Annotated in this window: 19 protein-coding genes and 6 pseudogenes; 16 read left to right on the top strand and 9 right to left on the bottom strand. The window is 69.0% G+C overall.

The annotated features are described in order from the left end of the window. Positions 1–25: 25 nt before the first annotated feature. Entirely contained in the window at positions 26–481 is a 456-nt protein-coding gene (locus tag AB0N31_RS04505; RefSeq protein WP_366056859.1) for a hypothetical protein, read from the top strand. A gap of 687 nt (positions 482–1,168) precedes the next feature. Here AB0N31_RS04505 and AB0N31_RS04500 read toward each other — a convergent pair. Then, positions 1,169–1,465, bottom strand: a complete 297-nt coding sequence (locus tag AB0N31_RS04500) for a MerR family transcriptional regulator (RefSeq protein ID WP_366056858.1) — start codon at positions 1,463–1,465, stop codon at positions 1,169–1,171. A 14-nt stretch (positions 1,466–1,479) separates the two neighbouring features. On the opposite strand from AB0N31_RS04500, the gene AB0N31_RS04495 reads away from it, so the two are divergent. Continuing rightward, entirely contained in the window at positions 1,480–2,208 is a 729-nt protein-coding gene (locus tag AB0N31_RS04495; RefSeq protein ID WP_366056857.1) for an SDR family oxidoreductase, read from the top strand. An 80-nt stretch (positions 2,209–2,288) separates the two neighbouring features. On the opposite strand, the pseudogene AB0N31_RS04490 reads toward AB0N31_RS04495, so the two are convergent. From AB0N31_RS04490 to AB0N31_RS04480, 3 genes and pseudogenes are all read right to left on the bottom strand, one after another. Continuing rightward, positions 2,289–2,738: pseudogene (locus tag AB0N31_RS04490) on the bottom strand (IS701 family transposase); the annotation flags it as partial. A 215-nt stretch (positions 2,739–2,953) separates the two neighbouring features. Further along, positions 2,954–4,417, bottom strand: coding sequence for an IPT/TIG domain-containing protein (locus AB0N31_RS04485; protein WP_366057019.1), 1,464 nt, complete (start codon positions 4,415–4,417; stop codon positions 2,954–2,956). A gap of 141 nt (positions 4,418–4,558) precedes the next feature. Continuing rightward, positions 4,559–4,816, bottom strand: coding sequence for a hypothetical protein (locus AB0N31_RS04480; protein ID WP_366057018.1), 258 nt, complete (start codon positions 4,814–4,816; stop codon positions 4,559–4,561). Between AB0N31_RS04480 and AB0N31_RS04475 the strand changes: the two are divergent. Next, positions 4,757–4,909: pseudogene (locus AB0N31_RS04475) on the top strand (transposase); the annotation flags it as partial. The gene AB0N31_RS04480 and the pseudogene AB0N31_RS04475 overlap by 60 nt on opposite strands. A 100-nt stretch (positions 4,910–5,009) precedes the next feature. Here the strand turns inward: AB0N31_RS04475 and AB0N31_RS04470 are convergent. Next, the gene (locus tag AB0N31_RS04470; RefSeq protein ID WP_366056856.1) at positions 5,010–5,243 is read right to left on the bottom strand and encodes a hypothetical protein; all 234 of its coding nucleotides are present in this window, start codon (positions 5,241–5,243) and stop codon (positions 5,010–5,012) included. A gap of 171 nt (positions 5,244–5,414) precedes the next feature. On the opposite strand from AB0N31_RS04470, the gene AB0N31_RS04465 reads away from it, so the two are divergent. From AB0N31_RS04465 to AB0N31_RS04430, 8 genes are all read left to right on the top strand, one after another. Further along, the gene (locus AB0N31_RS04465) at positions 5,415–7,394 is read left to right on the top strand and encodes an amino acid transporter (RefSeq protein ID WP_366056855.1); all 1,980 of its coding nucleotides are present in this window, start codon (positions 5,415–5,417) and stop codon (positions 7,392–7,394) included. A 150-nt stretch (positions 7,395–7,544) separates the two neighbouring features. Beyond that, complete coding sequence (locus AB0N31_RS04460) at positions 7,545–7,919, top strand: hypothetical protein (protein ID WP_366056854.1); 375 nt, start codon at positions 7,545–7,547, stop codon at positions 7,917–7,919. A 647-nt stretch (positions 7,920–8,566) separates the two neighbouring features. Beyond that, complete coding sequence (kdpF, locus tag AB0N31_RS04455; RefSeq protein WP_037672136.1) at positions 8,567–8,656, top strand: K(+)-transporting ATPase subunit F; 90 nt, start codon at positions 8,567–8,569, stop codon at positions 8,654–8,656. Positions 8,657–8,663: 7 nt separating this feature from the next. Further along, entirely contained in the window at positions 8,664–10,361 is a 1,698-nt protein-coding gene (gene kdpA / locus AB0N31_RS04450; protein WP_366056853.1) for a potassium-transporting ATPase subunit KdpA, read from the top strand. A 32-nt stretch (positions 10,362–10,393) separates the two neighbouring features. Then, complete coding sequence (gene kdpB / locus AB0N31_RS04445; RefSeq protein ID WP_366056852.1) at positions 10,394–12,475, top strand: potassium-transporting ATPase subunit KdpB; 2,082 nt, start codon at positions 10,394–10,396, stop codon at positions 12,473–12,475. Between the two features lie 24 nt (positions 12,476–12,499). Continuing rightward, positions 12,500–13,168: a potassium-transporting ATPase subunit C gene (locus AB0N31_RS04440; RefSeq protein WP_366056851.1), complete on the top strand. Its 669-nt coding sequence runs from the start codon at positions 12,500–12,502 to the stop codon at positions 13,166–13,168. Between the two features lie 133 nt (positions 13,169–13,301). Beyond that, a complete protein-coding gene (locus tag AB0N31_RS04435) occupies positions 13,302–13,985 on the top strand; it encodes a response regulator transcription factor (RefSeq protein ID WP_366056850.1) in 684 nt (227 codons plus the stop codon). Positions 13,986–13,997: 12 nt separating this feature from the next. Beyond that, positions 13,998–16,538 carry a sensor histidine kinase KdpD gene (locus AB0N31_RS04430; protein ID WP_366056849.1) on the top strand — a complete coding sequence of 847 codons (2,541 nt, stop codon included), beginning with the start codon at positions 13,998–14,000 and terminating at the stop codon, positions 16,536–16,538. Positions 16,539–16,547: 9 nt separating this feature from the next. Here the strand turns inward: AB0N31_RS04430 and AB0N31_RS04425 are convergent. Beyond that, a pseudogene (locus tag AB0N31_RS04425) lies at positions 16,548–16,886 on the bottom strand (transposase); the annotation flags it as partial. Between the two features lie 95 nt (positions 16,887–16,981). On the opposite strand from AB0N31_RS04425, the gene AB0N31_RS04420 reads away from it, so the two are divergent. Both AB0N31_RS04420 and AB0N31_RS04415 read left to right on the top strand, forming a co-directional pair. Then, positions 16,982–18,103, top strand: a complete 1,122-nt coding sequence (locus AB0N31_RS04420; protein WP_366056848.1) for an IS630 family transposase — start codon at positions 16,982–16,984, stop codon at positions 18,101–18,103. A 59-nt stretch (positions 18,104–18,162) separates the two neighbouring features. Then, positions 18,163–19,026, top strand: a complete 864-nt coding sequence (locus AB0N31_RS04415; protein ID WP_366056847.1) for a hypothetical protein — start codon at positions 18,163–18,165, stop codon at positions 19,024–19,026. 161 nt (positions 19,027–19,187) lie between these two features. Here the strand turns inward: AB0N31_RS04415 and AB0N31_RS04410 are convergent, their stop codons facing one another. The 3 genes and pseudogenes from AB0N31_RS04410 to AB0N31_RS04400 form a co-directional block, all read right to left on the bottom strand. Then, complete coding sequence (locus AB0N31_RS04410) at positions 19,188–20,225, bottom strand: site-specific integrase (RefSeq protein WP_366056846.1); 1,038 nt, start codon at positions 20,223–20,225, stop codon at positions 19,188–19,190. Next, positions 20,222–21,001: a hypothetical protein gene (locus AB0N31_RS04405; protein WP_366056845.1), complete on the bottom strand. Its 780-nt coding sequence runs from the start codon at positions 20,999–21,001 to the stop codon at positions 20,222–20,224. Before AB0N31_RS04405 ends, AB0N31_RS04410 begins: the two co-directional genes overlap by 4 nt. Before the next feature lie 483 nt (positions 21,002–21,484). Further along, positions 21,485–21,589, bottom strand: a pseudogene (locus AB0N31_RS04400) (IS6 family transposase); the annotation flags it as partial. Between the two features lie 13 nt (positions 21,590–21,602). Here AB0N31_RS04400 and AB0N31_RS04395 point away from each other — a divergent pair. The 3 genes and pseudogenes from AB0N31_RS04395 to AB0N31_RS04385 all read left to right on the top strand — a co-directional run. After that, a pseudogene (locus AB0N31_RS04395) lies at positions 21,603–21,707 on the top strand (IS5/IS1182 family transposase); the annotation flags it as partial. Between the two features lie 56 nt (positions 21,708–21,763). Next, positions 21,764–22,150: a hypothetical protein gene (locus tag AB0N31_RS04390; protein ID WP_366057017.1), complete on the top strand. Its 387-nt coding sequence runs from the start codon at positions 21,764–21,766 to the stop codon at positions 22,148–22,150. Positions 22,151–22,238: 88 nt separating this feature from the next. After that, positions 22,239–22,698 (top strand): annotated as a pseudogene (locus AB0N31_RS04385) (transposase); the annotation flags it as partial.

The raw sequence follows: 22,698 nt of genomic DNA, 5'->3' as shown, positions 1-22,698 counted from the left end.
CGGACGGCCTTCTGCGATCCGACGCATGCCGGATCCCGAACTCCTGGAACGGATCACCGCGCGCCGTGCGGAACTGGACGAACTCGAAGAGCAGTTGGCCAAGCAGTTGGCGGAGGTGCGGGCCGAGCGGGACGAACTCGCCGTCGCCGAACGTGTCCTTGCCCGGGTGAGCGAGCAGCTCGCCGACGAACACGCCTCGGCCGCGCCGGCGCCCAGGCAGGTGGGCGGCCGGGCGGTGATGCTGCTCCCGCACCGCACGCCCGATGTGGAGGAGACCATGCTCCCGCCGGACCACCAGCGCATCCTGGCTGCCGTGCGGCAGGCCGCCGGACCGGTCATGGCCCGCCAGGTCGGCGAGATGCCGGGTGTCGACGTCACCGTGCGGGCCAGGCTGGAACCGCTGCGGGGGAGGCTGGTCAGACTCGTTGATCGCGGCTGGCTGCGCAAACTGCCCGACGGCCGCTTCACCACCCGCCTGTGACCGGGGACGCCATCGCCCGGAGCGCTGACTGCGGGGAGCGGACCCAACCGAGCCGCACCCTGTGGTCGAACTCCACCCTGCGCGAAGCCGACGGGTTCGTGAATTCCTGCGGCTGTTTGGTAGGGAACCCGTCGGCTGCTGTGGGTTTAGGGCTGGGTGTGCAGTGGGTTCGATCCTGGCTGCTCGTCCTGACGAGATCGGTCGAGTGATACTGCCTTGTTTGCGCTGCGTGCGTGGCGACGGCGCCGTACGAGCCGCGAAGCTCAAGCCGACCAGGCTCTTGGCAAGGCCGCGGCCCCCTGTGACGCCTCCTGTGGCACGCCATTCGGGTCGGTAGTGGACCGGGGCGTTGCGCAACTCGATCAGCAACTGGGCGTGTTGGTATGGCTGATGCCGGGATCAAACGGTTCCCTACGGAGGAGGTGTGGCACCAGCTGTATGCGGTTCAAGAGCGAGACCGCCTCCTGCCCCGCGCATCCCTCAGGCCGGCGAGTGCGCCCCGCTCGCATTCCTGGAGTCCTCCCTGGCCCCTCCTTCTCGTCGTCGCTGGGGCCGGCGGAGTTCTTCTCCAGTTCGAGCAACGTGGCTGCGAGCGCTTGATCACGCGAGTGCCAGTGCCAGGCCGCTACTCCTGGGTCATTAGTGCTCCAGCCGTAGATCGCTGGTGCGACGTCCGGCCGACCGCGCCTACGGGTGCGTGTCCGTGATCGCGATGACCTCGTCGAGGCGGTCCAGGGCAGCCTGCAAGTCGTCGACCTTGGCCTGGATGCGGTCCCGCTCGGCGCGCAGCATGGCTCGTTGCTCGGCGTCGGTGTGCCCGGAGTCCCAGCACGGAAGGAGTTCCGTGATCCTTTGGCTGGTCAGGCCAGCGGCGAACATCTGCTGGAAGAAGCGGACAAGGGTGACGGCATCCTGCCGGTAGAGGCGCTGGCCGGATGGGCTGCGCTCGGCGATGAGCAGCCCCTGCTGCTCGTAGTAGCGCACGGCGCGTACCGGGCATGGACATCACCAACTCAGTTGCCCTTGTCACCGGAGCCAACCGCGGCCTGGGCCGCGCTTTCGCCCAGCGCCTGCTCGAACGGGGCGCCCGCAAGGTCTACGCGACGGCTCGCCGGCCCGAGACCGTGGATTTGCCCGGGGTCGACGTGCTGCCCCTCGACATCGCCGATCCCGCATCCGTGAGGGCCGCAGCCGAGGCCGCCCCGGACGTCTCGCTGCTCATCAACAACGCGGGGATCCAGACGGGGACCGACCTGGTGACCGGTTCGCTGGACGCGGTACGGCACGAGCTGGAGACCAACATGTTCGGCCACTTGGGAATGATCCGGGAGTTCGCGCCGGCGCTCGCCAGGAACGGCGGGGACGCGATCGTCAACGTCCTCTCCGCCATGTCATGGTTCGGGGGCAAGGGCGCCAATGCCTACCACCTGACCAAGGCCGCCGCCTGGGCCATGACCAACGGCGTCCGCCTGGAACTCGCCGAGCAGGGCACACTCGTGACGGCGGTGCACCTCGGCCTGGCCGACACCGACATGGCCGCGGGCTGGCCCGTGGCCAAGATCGCGCCGTCGGACCTGGCCGACGCGGCGCTCGACGGTGTCGAGGCGAGCTCCGCCGAGGTCCTCGCCGACCAGTGGAGTCGGGACGTCAAGTCCCGGCTGCCGCTGACGCCGGAAGAATTCAACGCCGCGATGGACCACGCCCTGGCGGCGCTAACGGCGGCATGAGGGGCCCCTCGGGGCGCACTGCCTTCGGTCGGTTGCTTCCGAGCTCAGTCAATTAATACTCCATCCGCAGTTGTGGATCTTCATGCTGTGGCCTCGCGTCGGCGGTAGTGGCAGTCGCGGGCGCGGGGCTGGTGTCGACGACGCCATAGGGACCAGTGCAGGCGATGGTCGCGGTGGTCGTTCGGGGATGCGGCGGGCAGAGCGAATAGTCGCTGTATTTCGTTGCAGGTGAGGGCGATGAGTCCGGTGGGGGCGGCGTGTTCGTAGTGCTCGCCGGCGCGGATGACGGCCAGGAAGGCATGGGCGAGCATCGCGAGGGTCACCCAGCGCAGCCAGGGGGTGTGGCGGCGGACCTGGTGCTCATCCAGGCCGACGAGGCCCTTGCCGGCCTGGAAGGTCTCCTCGATCTTCCAGCGGGTTCCGGCGACGCGGACCAGGGCGGGCAGCGCTACTGGCCGTGGGCTGAAACAGCGGTAGTAGGCCACCTGGCCGGTGGTGCGGTTGCGGCGGATCAGTAGCTGGCAGGTGCCCGCCGAGCTCGACCACAACCTGATCTGGCGACCGGGGCTGGGTTCCGGACGCCTGGTCGCCCGGCAGCTGCTCGCCGTGCCGCACAGCTCCGTGGCCTGGTCGCCGCAGGGTGAACGATCCTGCGGCGATCCCTCGCCCGGGCACGGTTCGACCGGTCGGCGGCAAGGGCCCGGGACTGCTCGAAGGGCCACCCCGGGGACGGGGCGTGCGGACGCTACCGTCCGGTATAGGTGAACTCGTCGGCCGGGCTGGTGGGAGAGGTGGCCTTGCCGACCGTCACGGTGAGGTTCACCGTCTGGTGGTCGTCGAGCTGACCGGGCGCGGTTGCGGTGATCTGTCCGGTGGAGACGAACTTGACCGAATCGGATGCCTTGTCCTTGAAGTGCACGGTGGCGCCATCGGCGAAGCCCGAGCCGCTGATGGTGACCAGGGTGCCGACCTTTCCGCTGGTCGGGCTGACGGCACTGACCACCACAGGTGCGGGTCCGCCATAGGCGAACCGCCCCATCGCGACGGCCGGGGAGGTGCCGAGGGTGTTGGTGACGCGGACGTGGACGACGCCGGTTCCGTTGGGGACCTTAGCGGTGATCCTGCTGTCGGAGTCGATGTTGCGCGTGGGGCAGGCGAAGTGGCCGAAGTCGACCATACTGTCCTTACTGAAACCGGTGCCGTTGATGGTCACCGTGGCGCCTGGTTCGCCGAAGGCGGGGGTCACGTCGGTCACCACCGGTGCGGAAGGGACGGCAGGCGCTCCCACCAGGTCCAGGTAGGTGGAGTTGGCGTGCTGGAAGGCGACCTGGCCGAGGAAGTCCTGGGTGGTCTTGTTGACCAGGTTCTTGGCAAGGCTCGTGTAGTTGGTGTTCATCGGGCAGAGCGTGCCGGGCTGGACGTAGACGTTGCCCTTGGTGCGCTGGGAGATCGCCCCGATGAGCAGCTTCACTTCTTCGGTTGCCTGCGGTCCCGGGCTCGGGTACCAGCCGGCGGTGGTGTCGAGATCGGCCCACGCCTGCGGTACCAGGTCGTAGGCGTTGTTGTGACGCTCGTCGATGACCCACGGCACGGAGTCGAAGTAGTCGACGAAGCTCTGTACGCCGGCGGTCGGAGCGGCATAGGTGATCACCGCGAACTTCGGCTGTTTCGGCCAGGTCTGTGCCTGCAGGTACGGCGCGAGCATGGTGGCGATGCAACCGCCCAGGCTGTGACCGGTCAGATAGACGGTCGGCTGCGGCGAGGAGGGCGCCGAGTCGAGTGCGGCGGTGAGCGCCTGAGCGAGCGTGACGTTCGGGGAGGGTGAGGCGATCGAGCGGGCGTTGACAACCCGTTTGAACGCATCCATCGCCCCCTTGGAAACGGCGATGGGCTTCGGTGCTCCGCTTTCGGGGAACGGGACGACTGTGCCGACATCGAGGTCCTCGAGGATGTCGGTCAGATCGGCGTCCGTTCCGCGAGCGACCACGGCGAACTCGTTCGAGCCGTTGGTGCTCCGTGCGATGTAGGCCATATTCGCGTTGGCCTCGCTCAGGGCGAGCCACACCAGCCTCCACGCGCCCTGCGTCGCAAGGCTGGGATCGCTCAGTTGCGCGTTGACGCCGGTGATGATTCGTTCGGTCTGTTGTTGCGGGGTTTCCCCGGAGGGACGCGGGGTGGCCCCGGTGGCTGCAAGGGCAGCCAGGGTCATGGTCACCTGGGCGGTTGTCGAATCGGGTGCCATCGTCGTTCCTGCTCCTCGGATGTTTTGCCGGTGCGGAGGCGGGGTGGCCTTTCGGCAGCATCAAGGCAGATCTGTGCCGAACCGGCCGGCAGAGTGGATCGCACACAATCAGACCTCCCCTCTGCGTTGTCCGGCGCTTTTCCTGCCTGCAGGTTGGCCAGGTTCACCTTGTTGGCCGTTCGGCGTACGTGTGTGCGGTTCGCCGAGCCAGGTGCGCAGCGCGGTCGCCAGAGCTGCGGTGTCTGCGGGCAGGCCCGGGGCGGCGACCCAGGAGACGATGCCGCCGGGGCGGATGAGCGCGGCCGACGCAGGTGGGTCATCGAGCGCACCATGTCCTGGCTGACCGGCTACCGCCGCCTCAACCACCGCTACGAGCGAAAACCCGGCAACTACCTGGCCTTTCTCGGACTGGCAGCCGCTCTCTGCTGCTACAAACGCCTCCTCAAACTGACCATGTAGGACACGGTCTAAGGGGTGAGCCTCAGGGGCCGGTTGGGGCTCCTGAGGCTCCATTGCCCCGGTTCCCGCAGTCACGCTCACGCAGGAACGACGAGACGCGCTACGAGCGCTGCGCCGACTGGGCACAGGCGGGGGCGGGTCCTTCCCCGCACCTCAGCCGGTTGCACGCGCCCTGCTGGTTCTGCAGCAGCCGTTGCCACAGCCGCTCCGGCTCCGTCTCCGGGATCGGCACGGTGACCCGCACGCCGGGCTCGGCGGCGCCCACGTCACGGACGTACGCGGCGATGGGACGGCCCAGCGAGCGCCGCTCACAGTTCAGTCTGACCAGCGGCACCCCGGGTCCCGTCAGTCACCCCTGACAGCCCACCGGCATCTCATTCGTTATCGGCGCCTCGGTGCCGGGCAGCGGGTCGGCAGGGCACATACTCAGTGATCGTCGCACCAGCGGGTAGGCGGTGGCGTGCGGCGATCGATCCGACAGGCAGACTGAAGAGAGCGTGGGGATATGAGCGAGGCGAGCCGGCCGATGATGCCGGAGACGGTGGACAGTCCGGCTCTGCGGGCGCAGCCAACTGGTGCGGCGGCGCGGTGGCTGCTGCGTCACCGGGTGCAGCCGGCGGGGCCGGCGGCCGGTGAGAGTCATGCCGAGCCGCATGCCTGGTGGAAGGTGATGTGCCTGACCGGCGTCGACTACTTCTCCAGTCTGGCCTACGTCCCGGCGATCGCAGCGCTTGCGGCGGGGGCCGTGTCCCCCCTGGCGACGCTGCTGATCGTGGCACTGACGTTGCTGGGGATGCTGCCGATGTATCGCCGGGTGGCCAGGCAGAGCCCGCACGGTGCGGGGTCGGTGGCGATGCTGGAGGACCTGCTGCCGTTCTGGTGGGGCAAGCTGTTCGTGCTGGTCCTGCTCGGCTTCGTGGCCACCTCATGGATCATCACCATCACCCTGTCCACGGCGGACGCCTCGGTGCACGTGGTGGAGAACCCCTTCTTCCCCTCGGCACTGCACGGCCATGAGGTCGCCCTGACGGTGGTGCTGCTGCTGATCCTTGGCGGAGTGTTCCTGCTGGGCTTCAGCGAAGCGGTCAAGGTGGCCATCCCCCTGGTGGCTGTCTTCCTCGCCCTCAACGCCGTCGTCATCGGCGTCGGCGTGGCCCACGTGCTCACCGATCCCGAAGCCTGGTCGGCGTGGACCGCATCCCTCACCGACCTGGGCGGCTTCGGTGATCTGGTCGGCCCTGCCCTGCTGGCCTTCCCCCTGCTGGTGCTGGGCCTGTCCGGCTTCGAAACCGGCGTGAGCATGATGCCGCTGGTGGCGGCCGACGGCGCCGACGACGAGCAGCGGCTGCAGGCCCGCATCCGCAACACCCGCAAGCTGCTCACCGTCGCCGCGCTCATCATGAGCGTCTACCTGCTGGCCGCCAGCTTTGTCACCACCGTCCTCATCCCCGAGGACGAGTTCGAGCCCGGAGGCGCCGCCAACGGCCGTGCCCTGGCCTGGCTCGCGCACGAGCACGTCGGTGAGGCGTTCGGCACCGTCTACGACATCAGCACCATCCTCATCCTGTGGTTCGCCGGCGCCTCCGCCATGGCAGGACTCATCAACATCGTGCCCCGCTACCTGCCCGACTACGGCATGGCCCCCGAATGGGGCCGCGCAGTGCGCCCGGTCGTCCTGGTCTACACCACCCTGTGCATCATCATCACCGTCGCCTTCGACGCCGACGTCGACAAGCAGGCCGGCGCCTACGCCACCGGCATTCTGGCGATGATGGTCTCCGGCGCCTTTGCCGTCACCGTCTTCGTCGCCCGCCATCGACGGCGCGCGGCCACCGTCGGCTTCGCGCTGCTCACCGCGGTCCTGCTCTACGCGCTGATCGCCAACATCGTCGACAAGCCGGACGGCATCGCCATCTCCGGCTTCTTCATCCTTGGCATCATCACCGTGTCACTGGTCTCCCGCGTATCGCGCACCACCGAGCTGCGCGCCGACCGCCTCGTCTTCGACGAGGCCGCCCGCCGGTTCATCACCGACACCCTCGCCCACGACCGGTCCATCAACATCATCGCCAACCGCCGCGAGGCCGGAGACGACGCCGAGTACAGGGCCAAGGAACGCGAACAGCGCGGCGCCAACCCGGTGCCGGGCCCGGCCGACGTGCTCTTCCTGGAGATCGACGTGGTCGACCCGTCCGACTTCAGCGACACCCTCACCGTCCACGGTGTCGAAGTGGACGGCCATCGCATCCTGCGCGCCCAGGCCCCGGCAGCGCCCAACGCCATAGCCGCCATCCTGCTGGCCCTGCGGGACGCCACCGGTGTGCGGCCGCACTGCTACTTCGCCTGGGCCGAAGGCAGCCCCCTGGTGCACATGATCCGGTACTTCCTCCTCGGCCGCGGCGACACCGCCCCCGTCACCCGCGAGATCATCCGCAGCAACGAACCCGACCCCGACCGGCGGCCCGGCATCCACGTCGGCGACTGAGCCCGCCACGCCGTAGCCCTGCACAGGGGCGACCGAAGGACCGCGGCGGAGAGGGCGGCGCCGGTGGACATCGTCGCAGTGGTCGCTGACGATCTGCGTCGGCGTTTCGGAGCCACGAGAGTGTCGTTCCTCACCGGACAGGTACAGCGAATGATCGTTCCGGTCACCACCAGGGGCGACGCGATCGGACTGCTGGAACTGCTCCTGCCCGCCGAACCCGGGGACGACGTTCTCGACGAGGTCGGGGAAGCCGCCCCCATCCTGGCCTGCGTCGTGATCGCCAACGGACGCTTCACCGACCTCCACGCCTGGGACAAACGCTCCAGGCCCGCCACGTCGGCAGCCGAAAACCAGTACCAGTTGCTGCTTCCTCCTCACTGCCGTGCGAGGCCGCACAGTGCACCCTGTGCGGGAGTCTGGAGCCCTCGCCCGGACTGGCACGGACCCCAGCAGACCCTGCGGCACGTCAGCTCCGGCGCCGACACTCAGCGGGCCTCAGCCAGCCGCGTGAAGCAACAGCCGTGACCGGGGCGCTGTACCGCCCCGCCCCGCACGCCGGTTCGCCGCTCTCGCGCCCTCGGGGGGGGGGCGAGTCCGTCGACTGCGGAGGGCTCGCTCCACCCGGCAGTCCCACCTGATGGTCCGAAACGCGAGCGCCTGACCGGGCAGCAGTCCGCGCGCGCGGAGTGCCGTCCACCTCACGGGTCCGCGCCCCGGAGCCCGAACGAGGCCGCGGCGCGGGCCGTCCCCCCCGCTTCCCGCCTCCCGCCTGCGTCAATGTTCCGTCAACGGCTGCCGGCTGAGTACCGAGATGCCGCAAGGAACGGCCACAAGCGACGGAAGGCGGTCGGAACACCCGCGTCCCCCGCGCCGGGCGCCCGGCACGCGGACCGCCGGCCCCGGTTCCGGCTGCTGTGAAGCGGCTCACCTGCACCCCGATTTCCTACTCGCGGGTAGGGGCGAGCAGCGTATGAGTTCCGTCAAGACGCTCCGCGATGCCGTAAGAGAGTCGTCAACGGACGCCCCGTTCCGGCCACAGAGGCGCTTTCCTCTACTCGTCCGTTCAACCGAGCCTGACTCCAGGAGTTCGCGATGGCCGATCTGGCCTTCGTCATCACCACGCTCGCGGGTTTCGCGCTGGTGGCCTTCATCGCCAAAGGGGTGACGAAGCTGTGACCGCCGAGAACGTCGTCGGCCTGGTCGTGGCCGTCTCCCTGCTGGGCTATCTCGTCCTCGCCCTGATCTTCCCGGAGAGGTTCTGAGAGCAGCATGGGTCCAATAACCGCCGGCGTGCTCCAACTGCTCGCCCTGACAGGCGCGCTGGCGCTCGTCCACATCCCCCTCGGCACCTACATGGCCAGGGTCTACTCCTCGAAGCGGCATCTGCGGGTCGAGAAGTGGATCTACAAGGGCATCGGTGCCAACCCCGACGCGCATATGACGTGGACCGCGTATCTGCGCGGTGTCCTCGCCTTCTCGGTGATCGGCGTCCTCTTCCTCTACGGCCTTCAGCGGCTCCAGGGGGTCCTGCCCGGCTCGCTCGACTTCGACGCCATCGACCCGGACCAGGCGTTCAACACGGCCGTGTCGTTCGTGACGAACACCAACTGGCAGTCGTACTACGGCGAGCAGGCCATGGGTCACGTCGTGCAGACTGCCGGTCTGGCCGTGCAGAACTTCGTCTCCGCGGCCGTCGGCATGGCCGTCGCGGTGACGCTGGTGCGCGGTTTCGCCCTCCCTCACTCTCGGCTTCGCTCAAGCGGGGGGACCCCCATCCGCTCCGGTGAACTCGGCAACTTCTGGGCTGACCTGGTGCGCGGTGTCGTACGTATCCTCGTGCCGCTCGCGCTCGTCGCCGCGATCGTGCTGGTCGCCTGCGGCGTGATCCAGAACTTCTCCGGTATCCACGAGGTCGGCCAGTTCATGGGCGGCTCGCAGGAGTGGAACGGGGGCGCGGTGGCTTCCCAGGAGGCCATCAAGGAGATCGGCACAAACGGCGGCGGGTACTTCAACGCCAACTCCGCCCACCCCTTCGAGAACCCGACCCCGTTCTCCCACCTGTTCGAGATCTTCCTGATCCTGGTGATCCCGTTCTCCCTGACCCGCACGTTCGGCGTCATGGTGGGCTCGGTGAAGCAGGGCCACGCCATCCTCGCCACGATGGGCACCATCTGGCTCGGTCTCGTCTCTCTGATGATGTGGACCGAGTTCTCCCACCACGGCCCGGCCTTCGAGCTCGCGAACGGGGCGATGGAGGGCAAGGAGGTCCGGTTCGGCATCGGCGGCTCGTCGATCTTCGCCGTGTCGACCACGCTCACCTCGACCGGTGCGGTGGACTCCTTCCACTCCTCCTTCACCGGCCTCGGCGGCGGCATCACCCTGCTCGGCATGATGCTGGGCGAGATCGCGCCCGGCGGTGTCGGCTCCGGCCTCTACGGCATGCTGATCATGGCGATCATCGCGGTGTTCATCGCCGGTCTGACGGTCGGCCGCACCCCCGAGTACCTGGGCAAGAAGATCGGTACCCGCGAGATCAAGCTGGCGGCCCTGTACATCCTGGTCACCCCGGCACTCGTGCTGATCTTTACCGCGTTCGCGATGGCCCTGCCGACCCCGCCGAACTCCATGACCAACAGCGGGGCGCACGGATTCTCCGAGATCCTCTACGCCTACACGTCCGCCTCGAACAACAACGGCTCGGCCTTCGCCGGGCTGAACGCGGACACCCGCTGGTTCAACAGCACGCTCGGCCTGGCCATGCTCTTCGGCCGCTTCGTACCGATGGTGTTCGTACTCGCTCTCGCCGGCTCGCTGGCCCGGCAGACGCCGGTTCCGGTCACCGCGGGCACGCTGCGCACCGAGAAACCGCTGTTCACCGGCCTGCTGGTCGGCGCGATCCTCATCATCACCGGTCTGACCTATTTCCCGGCCCTCGCGCTGGGCCCGCTCGCCGAGGGGCTGGCGTGACGACCACCCGCACAGAGAAGTCAGAGGACTCCATGTCCGTATCCACTCCGGCGCCCCACCAGGACGCGCCGACGGGTCACAAGACCCCCGAGGGTCGTGTCGGCGCGGGTCTGTTCGACGCCGGGCAGATGGTGAAGTCGCTGCCGGACGCGTTCCGCAAGCTCGACCCGCGGGTGATGGTCAAGTCGCCCGTGATGTTCGTGGTCCTCGTGGGCTCCGTCCTGACGACGGTCTTCTCCTTCCAGGACTCGGGCGACTGGTTCGGCTGGACGATCAGCGCCTGGCTGTGGCTCACCGTGATCTTCGCGAACCTCGCTGAAGCGGTCGCCGAGGGCCGCGGCAAGGCGCAGGCGGACACGCTGCGCAAGGCCAAGACCGACTCCGTGGCCCGCAAGGCCGACGGGACCGTGGTCCCCGGCACCGAGCTGAGGGTCGGTGACCTCGTCGTCTGCGAGGCCGGTGACGTCATCCCGGGTGACGGCGACGTCGTCGAGGGCGTCGCGAGCGTGGACGAGTCGGCCATCACCGGCGAGTCGGCGCCCGTCATCCGCGAGTCCGGCGGTGACCGCTCGGCTGTCACCGGCGGTACAAAGGTTCTGTCCGACCGGATCGTCATCAAGATCACGACGAAGCCGGGCGAGACCTTCATCGACCGGATGATCAACCTGGTCGAGGGCGCGGCCCGGCAGAAGACCCCCAACGAGATCGCGCTGAACATCCTGCTCGCCTCGCTGACGATCGTCTTCCTGCTGGCGGTGGCGACCCTGCCGCCGTTCGCGCACTACGCCGGCTCCGAACTCGGCATGGTCGTGCTGGTCGCCCTGCTGGTCTGCCTCATCCCGACCACCATTGGCGCGCTGCTCTCGGCGATCGGGATCGCGGGCATGGACAGGCTCGTGCAGCGCAATGTCCTGGCGATGTCCGGGCGCGCGGTCGAGGCCGCCGGCGACGTCTCCACGCTGCTGCTGGACAAGACCGGCACCATCACGCTCGGCAACCGCCAAGCCGCCGAGTTCGTGCCGGTGCGCGGGACGACGGAGGCTGAGGTCGCCGACGCCGCCCAGCTGTCGTCGCTGGCCGACGAGACGCCCGAGGGGCGTTCGATCGTCGTCCTGGCGAAGGAGAAGTACGGGCTGCGCGAGCGGCACCAGGGCGAGCTGGTGGGCGCGGAGTGGATCGCCTTCACCGCCCAGACCCGTATGTCGGGCGTGGACGTCGACGGGCGCCGGGTGCGCAAGGGCGCGGCCGGCTCGGTCATCGCCTGGGTCGAGGAGCGCGGCGGCCGGGTCGCCAAGGACGCCGGCCCCGTCGCCGACCGTATCTCCGAGGCCGGCGGCACTCCGCTGCTGGTCGCGGTCGAGGACGCCGCCGGTGCCCGGGTCCTGGGCATCATCCACCTCAAGGACGTCGTCAAGGACGGCATGCGCGAGCGGTTCGAGGAACTGCGCCGCATGGGCATCAGGACCGTCATGATCACCGGCGACAACCCGCTGACCGCGAAGGCGATCGCCGAGGAGGCGGGCGTCGACGACTTCCTCGCGGAGGCCACCCCCGAGGACAAGATGGCGCTGATCAAGCGGGAGCAGGCGGGCGGCAAGCTGGTCGCGATGACCGGTGACGGCACCAACGACGCCCCCGCGCTCGCGCAGGCGGACGTCGGCGTGGCCATGAACACCGGGACGTCGGCCGCCAAGGAGGCCGGCAACATGGTCGACCTCGACTCCAACCCGACCAAGCTGATCGAGATCGTCGAGATCGGCAAGCAGCTGCTGATCACGCGCGGTGCGCTGACGACGTTCTCCATCGCCAACGACGTGGCGAAGTACTTCGCGATCATCCCGGCGCTGTTCGCGGCGGTCTACCCGGGCCTGGACAAGCTCAACATCATGGGCCTGTCCTCGCCGGACTCCGCCATCCTGTCCGCGGTGATCTTCAACGCGCTGATCATCATCGCCCTGGTGCCGCTGTCCCTGAAGGGCGTGCAGTACCGGCCGGTCAGCGCCGACAGGCTGCTCCGGCGCAATCTCGGGATCTACGGTCTCGGCGGCCTGATCGCACCCTTCATCGGTATCAAGATCATCGACATGCTCCTGTCCCTCGTCCCCGGGCTGTGACTCTCGAAAGGCGTGCTGATCGCCATGAACAACTCTGTGACCAACACCGCCCGGTTGCTCGGGGCGGGCCTGCGCGCCCTCCTCGCGCTGACCCTGGTGACGGGGGTCGTCTACCCGCTCGTCGTCACGGGCATCGCCCAGGGGCTGTTCCACGACAAGGCGAACGGCTCGGAGATCAGGTCCGACGGCAAGGTCGTCGGCTCCTCCCTGATCGGGCAGTCCTACAACCTGCCGCTGAAGGAGGGCGAGGAGACCCCGGCCGCCGACCTGAAGTGGTTCCAGGGCCGTCCGCAGAACGGCCTGGGCGCCAACAGCGCCAACACCCAGTACTCGCTCATCCTGTCCGGTGCGACCAACCGGGCTGGCGACAACGACGAGCTGATCCAGTGGGTGAAGGACGCCAAGACCGCCGTCGTGAAGGACAACTCGGTCCCCGGCTACGCGGTCGAGCCGGCCGAGGTGCCCGCCGACGCGGTGACGTCCTCCGGCTCCGGCCTCGACCCGGACATCTCCCCGGAATACGCGCAGATCCAGGTCCACCGGGTCGCCGTGAGGAACGGCCTGCCCGTCACCGAGGTCCAGGAGCTGATCGACGAGCACACCGAGGGCCGTACCCTCGGCTTCATCGGTGAGCGACGGGTGAACGTGCTCGAGCTCAACACCGCCCTCAAGGAACTCGTGGCGAAGAGCTGATGGCGTCGCGTGTTCTCGGCGGGGTCGGCGGCCGGCAGAAGTGCCCGGACCGGTCGGCTCCCGCCGCCATGACGTCGGTCGCTCCGCTGCCGACGCTCATGGTCCGACGTACGACAGGAGAGGCAGCACACTCATGACCCGGGTGCTCGTGGTCGAGGACAACCCGCAGCTCGTGCGGGCCCTCGTGATCAACTTGCAGGCACGTCACTACGGCGTGGACGCCGCCCCCGACGGGGCCACCGCCCTGCGGCTCGCCGCCGCGCGCCAGCCCGACGTCGTCCTGCTCGACCTCGGCCTGCCCGACATGGACGGCGTCGACGTCATCAAGGGTCTGCGCGGCTGGAGCCGGGCGCCGATCCTGGTGCTGTCCGCCCGGCAGTCCTCCGGCGAGAAGGTGTCGGCGCTGGACGCGGGCGCCGACGACTACATCACCAAGCCGTTCAGCATGGACGAGCTGCTGGCCCGGCTGCGGGCCGCCGTGCGTCGCACCGAGGACATTCCGCTCACCCCGGAGTCGACTCTGGTCGCGACGGGCGAATTCACCGTCGACCTGCTGGCCAAGAAGCTCGTCCGGGGCGGGCAGGACGTGCGGCTCACCCCCACCGAGTGGCACCTGCTGGAGATCCTGGTCACCCATCCGGGCCAGCTGGTCAGCCAGAAGCACCTCCTGCGGGAGGTCTGGGGCATCTCGCAGCCCAACAAGAGCAACTACCTTCGGGTCTACATGGCCCAGCTGCGGCGGAAACTGGAGAAGGACCCCTCCCACCCCCGCTATCTGATCACCGAGCCCGGCATGGGCTACCGCTTCGAAGCCTGACCGAGGGACGACATGGCACGCGGCAAGCTCCGGATCTACCTCGGCGCGGCACCCGGCGTCGGCAAGACGTACGCGATGCTGTCGGAGGCGCACCGCCGTATCGAGCGCGGCACGGACTGTGTCGTCGCCTTCGTGGAGCACCACGGCCGGTCGCGCACCGAGGTGATGCTGCACGGCCTGGAGCAGGTGCCCCGCCAGGAGATCGAGTACCGGGACACGGTCTTCACCGAGATGGACGTGGACGCCGTCCTGCGCCGGGCCCCCGCCGTGGCACTGGTCGACGAGCTGGCCCACACCAACGTGCCGGGCTCGCGGAACTCCAAGCGCTGGCAGGACGTGGAGGAGCTGCTGGCCGCGGGCATCGACGTGGTCTCGACCGTCAACATCCAGCACCTGGAGTCGCTCGGTGACGTGGTGGAGTCGATAACGGGTGTGCGGCAGCGGGAGACCGTTCCGGACGAGGTCGTCCGGCGTGCCGACCAGATCGAGCTGGTCGACATGTCGCCGGAGGCGCTGCGCCGCCGTATGGCGCACGGCAACATCTACAAATCGGACAAGGTCGACGCGGCCCTGTCCAACTACTTCCGCCCCGGCAACCTGACCGCCCTGCGCGAGCTGGCGCTGCTGTGGGTGGCCGACCGGGTCGACGAGTACCTGAACAAGTACCGCAGCGAGCACCGGGTCTCGGCCATCTGGGGCTCGCGGGAGCGGATCGTTGTCGGCCTGACCGGCGGTCCGGAGGGCCACACCCTGATCCGGCGGGCGGCAAGGCTGGCGGAAAAGGGCGCGGGCGGAGAGGTGCTGGCCGTCTACATATCCCGCAGCGACGGCCTCACCGCCGCCTCGCCCAAGGAGCTCGCCGTCCAGCGCACGCTCGTCGAGGACCTGGGCGGCACCTTCCATCACGTTGTCGGCGACGACATACCCGCTGCTCTGCTCGAGTTCGCCCGGGGGGTGAACGCCACCCAGATCGTCCTCGGCGTCTCCCGCCGCAGGAGCTGGCAGTACGTCTTCGGACCCGGCGTCGGAGCCACCGTGGCCCGCGACTCCGGCCCCGACCTCGACGTCCACCTCATCACGCACGGCGAGGCGGGCAAGGGCCGCGGCCTGCCGGTGGCGCGCGGGGCACGCCTCGGGCAGTCCCGGGTCCTCGCGGGCTGGCTCGCGGGTGTGCTGGGTCCCGTCCTGCTCACCCGGCTGCTGACGGGCGTCCTCCCGGACGTCGGTCTCGCCAACGACATGCTGCTGTTCCTGTCGTTGACCGTGGCGGCGGCCCTGGTGGGCGGGCTCCTCCCGGCGCTGGCGTCCGCGGTGGTGGGCTCCACGCTGCTCAACTGGTACTTCACCACGCCCGTCCACACACTGACCATCGCCGACCCGAAGAACATCGTCGCCATCGTGATCTTCGTCGGGGTCGCTGTGGCCGTTGCGTCGGTGGTGGACGTCGCGGCCCGCCGCACCGACCAGGCGGCGCGCCTGCGGGCGGAGTCGGAGATCCTCTTCTTCCTCGCCGGCCATGTCCTGCGCGGCGAGACGAGCCTCGACGCCCTTCTGGAACGGGTCCGCGAGACCTTCGGCATGGAGTCGGTGGCGCTGCTGGAGCGCGAGAGCGATGTCGCACCCTGGACCTGCGCCGGCAGCGTCGGTCCACGTCCCTGCGCCGTTCCCGACGAGGCCGATGTCGACGTCCCGGCCGGCGACCACATGGCACTGGCCCTGTCCGGGCGGGTCCTGCCGGCCGAGGACCGCCGGGTGCTGGCCGCCTTCGCCGCCCAGGCCGCCGTGGTCGTGGACCGCCGACGCCTTCAGCAGGAGGCGGACCAGGCCAAGGAACTCGCCGAGGGCAACCGCATCCGCACCGCCCTGCTTGCCGCCGTCAGCCACGACCTGCGCACCCCGCTCGCCGGCATCAAAGCCTCGGTCACCTCCCTCCGCGCCGACGACGTCGAGTGGTCCGAGGAGGACCAGGCGGAACTGCTGGAGGCCATCGAGGACGGCGCCGATCGCCTTGACCACCTCGTCGGCAACCTGCTCGACATGTCCCGCCTCCAGACCGGGACCGTCACTCCGATCATCCGCGAGACCGACCTGGACGAGGTGATCCCGATGGCGCTGGGCGGAGTCCCCGAGGACAGTGTGGACCTGGACGTCCCGGAGACCCTGCCCATGGTGGACGTCGACCGCGGCCTGCTGGAGAGGTCGGTCGCCAACGTGGTCGAGAACGCGGTGAAGTACAGCCCGCCGGGGGAGCGGGTGCTGGTCTCCGCAAGCGCCATAGCCGACCGGGTGGAGGTCCGGGTGGTCGACCGCGGCCCCGGTGTCCCGGACGAGGCCAAGCCCCGCATCTTCGAACCCTTCCAGCGCTACGGCGACGCCCCGCGCGGCAACGGCGTCGGCCTCGGCCTCGCGGTCGCCCGCGGCTTCGCCGAGGCCATCGGAGGGAGTCTGCACGCCGAGGACACCCCGGGTGGGGGCCTGACCATGGTGCTCGCCGTACGGACAGCACCGCAGCGGCGTGCGGGGCAGCCGGACCTGTCACCGGCGACGACCTGAAGCGCTCACCCGGCCCACCCCGGCCGACGTGGTGCCTTTCTTGATGAACCCGGTGTCGTCGATGATCAGTACCCCGTCCGGACCGAGACGTTCACCGACGTAAGCACGGACGTCGTCACGCAGGGCATCCGCGTCCCAGACGCTGCTGTTCAACAGCCGCTGGAAGCCGTCCGGAGTGCGGTGGCCCGCCCATTCCGCGAGCTGCCAGCCGTTCTTGCGTGCCGCTTGGCCCAGCAGACCGCGGACATAGTCCCGCATCCGCCACCGCAGATCCGCCCGACCGAACCGGCCCGCCACCCGCTCGAGTACCGACTCCAACTCCGCAGCCCGGCAACCGACTTCAGTCATCCCCTCCATGCCGGGACAACGACAACCGCCAGCTCAGGACACGAACCGCTGCTGGAACTAGTGTCCTGCGCCAGTAGTTGATCGTGAGTAGTTGTGTGACTTCTGCTGCTGGTGCGTCAGTTCCCCGTCGGGGCCCGAAACTGGAACCGTTGCTGCTGTCTGATGACGAGCGGGCGGTGTTGGGAAGGTGGACGCGCCGGGCGACATCGGCCCAGGCGCTGGCCCTTCGGGCGCGGATCGTGCTGGCGTGTGCGGGGCCGGAGGTGCCGCCGATTGTCACGGTCGCCCGGGATCTGTGGGTGAGTGCGGACACCGTCCGCAAATGGCGGCGGCGCTTCCTCGCCGAGCGGCTGGACGGGCTGGCCGATGAACCCCGGCCGGTCCGGCCGCCCACCATCACCGTCGACCAGGTGGAAGCGGTGGTGGTCACCACGCTGGAACAGGTGCCGAAGAACGCCACCCACTGGTCGCGTAAATCGATGGCCGAGCACAGCGGTCTGTCGAAGTCGACCGTGGGCCGGATCTGGCGGCAGTTCCAGCTCAAGCCGCATCTCGCGGACACCTTCAAGCTGTCGACGGACCCGTTGTTCGTGGAGAAGGTCTATGACGTCGTCGGCCTGTATTTCAACCCTCCCGAAGGTGCGGTGGTGCTCTCGGTGGACGAGAAGTCGCAGATCCAGGCCCTGGACCGCTCCCAGCCCGTGCTTCCGATAATGCCGGGCATGCCCGAGCGGCGCACCCACGACTACGTCCGCAACGGCCTGACCACCCTGTTCGCCGCCTTCGACGTCGCCACGGGCGAAGTCATCACCGCCCTGCACCGCCGGCACCGGGCCGCGGAGTTCAAGAAGTTCCTGATCCGCATCGACAAAACGGTGCCCGCCCACCTGCAGATCCACCTGATCGTGGACAACTACGGCACCCACAAAACACCGGCGATCAGGGCCTGGCTGGCCAAACGCCCCAGGTTCGAGCTGCACTTCACCCCGACCGGCTCCTCCTGGATCAACCAGGTCGAGCGGTGGTTCGGCTATCTCGCCCACCAGATGATCCGCCGCGGCGCACACAAAAACATCCAGGCCCTGGAAGCCGACATCCGCGCCTGGGTCAAAGACTGGAACGAAGACCCCAAGCCGTTCATCTGGACCAAGACAGCCGAAGAGATCCTCGACTCCCTCGCCCGCTTCTGCCGACGGATCTCTGGCGCAGGACACTAGCGGTCCGTACGACAAGATTGTGGGCCCGGTGCAACCATCACGAAGGAGGCCCCATTCTCATGGACGCGAGAGACGCCGCCGACTGCCCCGAACCAGGCCCCGCTCGGCCGACGCAAGTGCCGCCCGCCGCGACCGGGGTGAGGTGGAGGGAGAAGGGGAGTCCTCCCGGCGTCGCCAATCGATACGGTGTCATCGGCGCGCTGTTGGCGGCGGGTATCGACGCAGCCCGGATACAGGTGTTTCACGACCCGGAGGACGGCGGCGTCTACTGGGTCGTCGCCCTGGATGGCGGACGCACGGCCGTACTGACCGACGACACTGAGGAACATGTGGTTCACATGGAGGGGCCGTGGCCGTTCAAGGCCATGCTCCTCGACCCGGACCGTGTCCGGACGAAGATCGATTACTCGATCAACGAGCTCACAGCTCACGTCGTCACGTGGTACACCGAAGCCGCAGGATCCCCGGTGGGCCCCATGGGAGGGTCGTCGGTTCACGGTGCCCGGAGTGATGTCACCGAGGTGGCGCACGAGGTGCCACATGATGAGGCGGTGAACAGCGACCACGTCGCCCTCGACTGCGGACTGCCGTTCGAGGAGCGGATCAGGGAGCTCGTCCGACTGTGGGTCCGCGACGGCCGTGGGCGCGACCACCTCGTGACCGGCAAGGCGTTCTTCGCGGTGTACTCCTGGCACCTCAAGCACTGGACCGACCACGACATCACGTGGGCGGAGTTCGTCGCCGCCTCCTACGACTCCCTCGGGGGCGCCGACGGCTGGACGGCCATGCTGCGGGAGCGGGCCGTATGCGAGGGCTGTGGTGACCGCTACCGGCTGGAGAACATCGGACTGTGCACCGGATGCATGCGGTACACCTGCTATGCCTGCGGCCCCCATGGGTCCTGCACCGGCGAAACGCTCTGACCGGCGGCGGACAGGGTTCGCCCAATCGCTCGGCGACGGGCTCAGCATGTCCTCCGCTCGGCGAGATCGGCGGGCAGGTGTTCTGCAGCGAGCCGGGAGTATCACTCATCAGCCACGAGAGCCACTGCATCGGCATCCGCGTCCACTCCCGGCCTGCTTCCTCAGCTCCGCTGGCCATCCAGCGCTCCTACCAGGTGCGGCCGGGCTGGTCCTCCAGCCAGTCCAGCAGCTTCATCAGACCGCGGTGCCGTGTGCGCAGGTCGGCGTCGCTGTCCGCGGTGAACGGCAGCGCGAGTGTGCGCTCCAGCACCTGTTCGCGCGGTTCCTCCGTCTGCCACCAGGTCGTCGGCGCTTCGCGATTCTCCTGGCCGGGAGGCAAGGGGGCGTGATGGACGGGGGCGGAGGGCCGGGCAGTCACGGTCGCGGTGGTCACGCTGGGCCTCCACCGAGGCCGTGCCGGACAGCGTCTGGAGAACCTCGGAACGGTAGCCCGGGGCGGGCATCACCGGTTTGACGGGCTCTGCAGCCTGCCGGGCGTGGTGGGCCAGCACGTGCGCGACGACCTCGTCCTCGGCGGGTTCGAGGTACTGCTCCGTGGTGCTGATGTGGAGATGGCCAAGGACCCATTGGACGTCGGTGAGCGAGAGCTTGGGGTCGCGCACCATGCGTTTGGCCGCGCTGCGCCGCAGGTCATGCAGGGTCCAGTTTGCTCCCAGGGTCTCGTTGGCCCGGGCGAACACCATGCGGGCCGCGTCGTAGCTCAACGGCCTGATCGGGCGTCGGAGGATCCACCACAGCGGTTCCTCCGGCCCGTCGAGGGCCTGCGGGCGGATCTGCTGCTGGTGGAGCCGCAGCCATACGAACGCGTCGCTGGAGGCGGGGATCCGTTGCAGGGCCCGGGAGCCCTTGCGGATGACGCCGATCGTCTGGTCACCGGGGCTGAGCCGGTCGCGGCTGACGCCGAGGAGTTCCGAGGCGCGCGGGCTGGCCGAGATGTAGAAGGCGACCAGCGCGCGGTCGCGATGCGAGGGCAGGGCTGCGAACGGCGCTGTCACGTTGGTTGGCCGGGCGGGATGATCTTCTGGTTGATCTTGCTGAAGGGGGCTGTCGGTCGCGACCGTACGGCGGCACGCCTGCTCGGTGTCACCGTCGTGATGGGAACACGCCGCCGCGTCGATGTTCAGCAGGGTGCGCGTCATGGTGCTGGTCGGCGCGGACAGCTCCAGGGCGCGCTCCTGGCTGTGACGTGGACGAGGCGGGTCTCCCCGAGGGTGGTGAACGCGTGGCTGAGGTGGACGTGGTGCTTCTGCTCGCCGTACGTCAGCCACGTGTCCGACCGCTCGCCCTCGGGGAGCCGGTCCATGAGGGCGTCGGCGGCCTCGAGTGCGGCGCGGGCCTGCTCGGGCTGGTGGTTGAGGGCGTAGGCGCGGGCGGCGACCGCGGCCGCCAGCGTCGCCGCGGCGGTCGGCCGGTGCCCGGTGACGTGACGGGCTCGTTCGGCGAGGCCGGCCGCCGCCTTCGGGGCGCCGTAGTTGAGCGGGACCATCGCCTCGCGGGCGAGGACCCAGGCGTGCAGCTGGGGATCGCCGGATTCGGCGGCGGCCTGGGCGGCGGTGGCGCACCAGGCGCGGGACTCCCGGCGGCTGCCCAGGTCGTGTAAGACGATCGCGGTCATCCCGGCCATCTGCCCGGCCGTGCGGCACAGCCGTGCCCGGACCGGCGCGGGCTGAGGGACGGTGAGCAGCGGGCGCAGACCGGCGAAGTCGCAGACCAGGTCGGCGAGGACGAGGGTGGGCTGCTGGCCGTGGTAGCCGTACCCGTAGCTCTCGGCTGCCGCTTCCAAGTCGGGCAGGTCCTGGGGCACGTCGGGGGAGAGGGGCTGGTCGACGTCGGTCCGGGCGGCGCTGAGGGCGGCGAGGGCCGGGGCGTTGAGGCCGGCGGCCAGTGCGCCGCGCGGCAGGTTGCGGCGTTTCATGGGGTCATCTCCATGGTGGGACTCCGTGCTGTGGGCGGCGGTGTCCTCCTAGGGATGCGCAGCGAGCCGCAGTAGGGCACCGGGAATGCGCAGTCCGCCGGCGATTCTCTCGACAGTCGCCAGCGCGGTGACAGCTGCGGTGCCCCGAGCGATCTGGCTGACGCGCTCGGATTTGAGCGCGCACGCCTCCGCGATCCGGTTGAAGGAGATCCCCGCGTCGTGGGCCATCGCGAACACCGTGGTGAAGTCCCGCTCGTGCAGGGCCCGGACGAACGCGGGGTCGGCCAGCAGACGGCGCGGTACTTGGGCGGGTGACGGCGGTAAGTCATCCCCAATTCCCCCTGAAATCTCGTGGAATGACAGTGTGTCACTCAATGGCCATACCCACCGTGGGTGCCCCGTCACGGGGTTATCGCCAGGGTCCGCCGTGGCTGTACTGGGGGTGTTCGAGGCCGCGGCTGTCCAGGGCCCGGCGACGCCGCCGCCGGTGATCTGCTCCCAGATGGCGAAGCGGACGGTCATCTCGGCGCGATGGTCGGATGCGGGGATCAGATGGCGGAGGGGTTGGAGGTGGGGTGAGATGCCGCTGGGGCCTTGACCCTTGATCCTGAAGCGGTGGGCGGTCGAGCGCACCTACGGCTGGCTCATGCTCCACTGCCGCCTCGCCCGAGACGATGAAACCCTGCCGGTCCGCTCCGAAGCCATGACCGAAAGTACTACCGCAGCAAGGACGAACTCTTCGACGCCGTCTTCGCCGAGCACCTGGATGTCATTGTCGAGACGGTCCCCGTCACCGGCGACGACCTTCCCGGCTATGCCGTCCGGCTCTACGACGCCTACCTCCTCCGCCCCGAACTGGTCCGCCTGGCCACCTGGGCCCGACTGGAACGGACGCCCACCGGCGACCTCTACCACTTCATGCCGGGCCACGACGCACAGAAGATCCAGTCGATCGCCGACGCCCAAGCCAGGGGCCTCGTCGATCCCGGCATCGCGCCGGCCGACGTGCTGGCCATCGTCACCACCATGTCGATGACCTGGTCACCGGCGAGCCCCATGTACACCGCACACAAGGACGAACCCGAAGCCGCTCACAAGGCACGCCGCACCGCACTCGCGCTGACCGTCCAGCGCGCCTTCACGCCGTGATCCGCCAGACAGGGCGCTGCGCCCGCGTGGACTAGTGGTGCTTCGTTACGTCGGGTGATCTCGCCTGGTGGTGGGCGTCTTCTCTGGTATGAGGCTGGGGGAAGTGGAACGGCTCCGGGGTGAGTTATCGGGGTTCGTTGCCGAGGTGTTCGGGTCGTTGCCGCGGCGGGATCAGCGGCGGTGGGGCGAGTGTTACCTGCGGGGTCTGATGCTGGACGGCCGACGCAAGTCGATCCAGCCGATGGCGGATCGGCTGCCGGACGGGAACATGCAGGCCCTGCAGCAGTTCGTTAACCAGTCGCCGTGGGATCCGCTGCCGGTGCGGCGGCGGATCGCCGAGCGGCTGTCGAGGTGATCACTCCTGAGGTGTGGGTGATCGACGACGTGTCGTTCCCCAAGTGCGGCAAGGCGTCGGCCGGGGTGGCCCGCCAGTACTGCGGGGCGGTTGGGAAGCGGGCGAACTGCCAGGTCGCGGTCAGTGTCCATGCCGCCACCGACACCGCCTCGTGTCCGTTGGAGTGGCAGTTGTATCTGCCGCGTGAGTGGAC

This window comes from Streptomyces sp. NPDC051051 (assembly GCF_040682975.1).
GTDB lineage: Bacteria > Actinomycetota > Actinomycetes > Streptomycetales > Streptomycetaceae > Streptomyces.
The sequence above is the reverse complement of the archived record's forward strand: the minus strand, read 5'-3'. Positions and strand labels throughout refer to the sequence as shown.

Bases quoted from the DNA above. Each gene is read 5' to 3' on its own strand.
- AB0N31_RS04415 (WP_366056847.1), top strand. From the start codon at position 18,163: ATGGACGCGAGAGACGCCGCCGACTGCCCCGAACCAGGCCCCGCTCGG.
- kdpA (WP_366056853.1), top strand. From the start codon at position 8,664: ATGGGTCCAATAACCGCCGGCGTGCTCCAACTGCTCGCCCTGACAGGC.
- AB0N31_RS04435 (WP_366056850.1), top strand. From the start codon at position 13,302: ATGACCCGGGTGCTCGTGGTCGAGGACAACCCGCAGCTCGTGCGGGCC.
- AB0N31_RS04430 (WP_366056849.1), top strand. From the start codon at position 13,998: ATGGCACGCGGCAAGCTCCGGATCTACCTCGGCGCGGCACCCGGCGTC.
- AB0N31_RS04460 (WP_366056854.1), top strand. From the start codon at position 7,545: ATGATCGTTCCGGTCACCACCAGGGGCGACGCGATCGGACTGCTGGAA.
- AB0N31_RS04440 (WP_366056851.1), top strand. From the start codon at position 12,500: ATGAACAACTCTGTGACCAACACCGCCCGGTTGCTCGGGGCGGGCCTG.
- AB0N31_RS04485 (WP_366057019.1), bottom strand. From the start codon at position 4,417: ATGACCCTGGCTGCCCTTGCAGCCACCGGGGCCACCCCGCGTCCCTCC.
- AB0N31_RS04405 (WP_366056845.1), bottom strand. From the start codon at position 21,001: ATGAAACGCCGCAACCTGCCGCGCGGCGCACTGGCCGCCGGCCTCAAC.
- AB0N31_RS04410 (WP_366056846.1), bottom strand. From the start codon at position 20,225: ATGACGCGCACCCTGCTGAACATCGACGCGGCGGCGTGTTCCCATCAC.
- AB0N31_RS04495 (WP_366056857.1), top strand. From the start codon at position 1,480: ATGGACATCACCAACTCAGTTGCCCTTGTCACCGGAGCCAACCGCGGC.
- AB0N31_RS04505 (WP_366056859.1), top strand. From the start codon at position 26: ATGCCGGATCCCGAACTCCTGGAACGGATCACCGCGCGCCGTGCGGAA.
- AB0N31_RS04465 (WP_366056855.1), top strand. From the start codon at position 5,415: ATGAGCGAGGCGAGCCGGCCGATGATGCCGGAGACGGTGGACAGTCCG.
- kdpB (WP_366056852.1), top strand. From the start codon at position 10,394: ATGTCCGTATCCACTCCGGCGCCCCACCAGGACGCGCCGACGGGTCAC.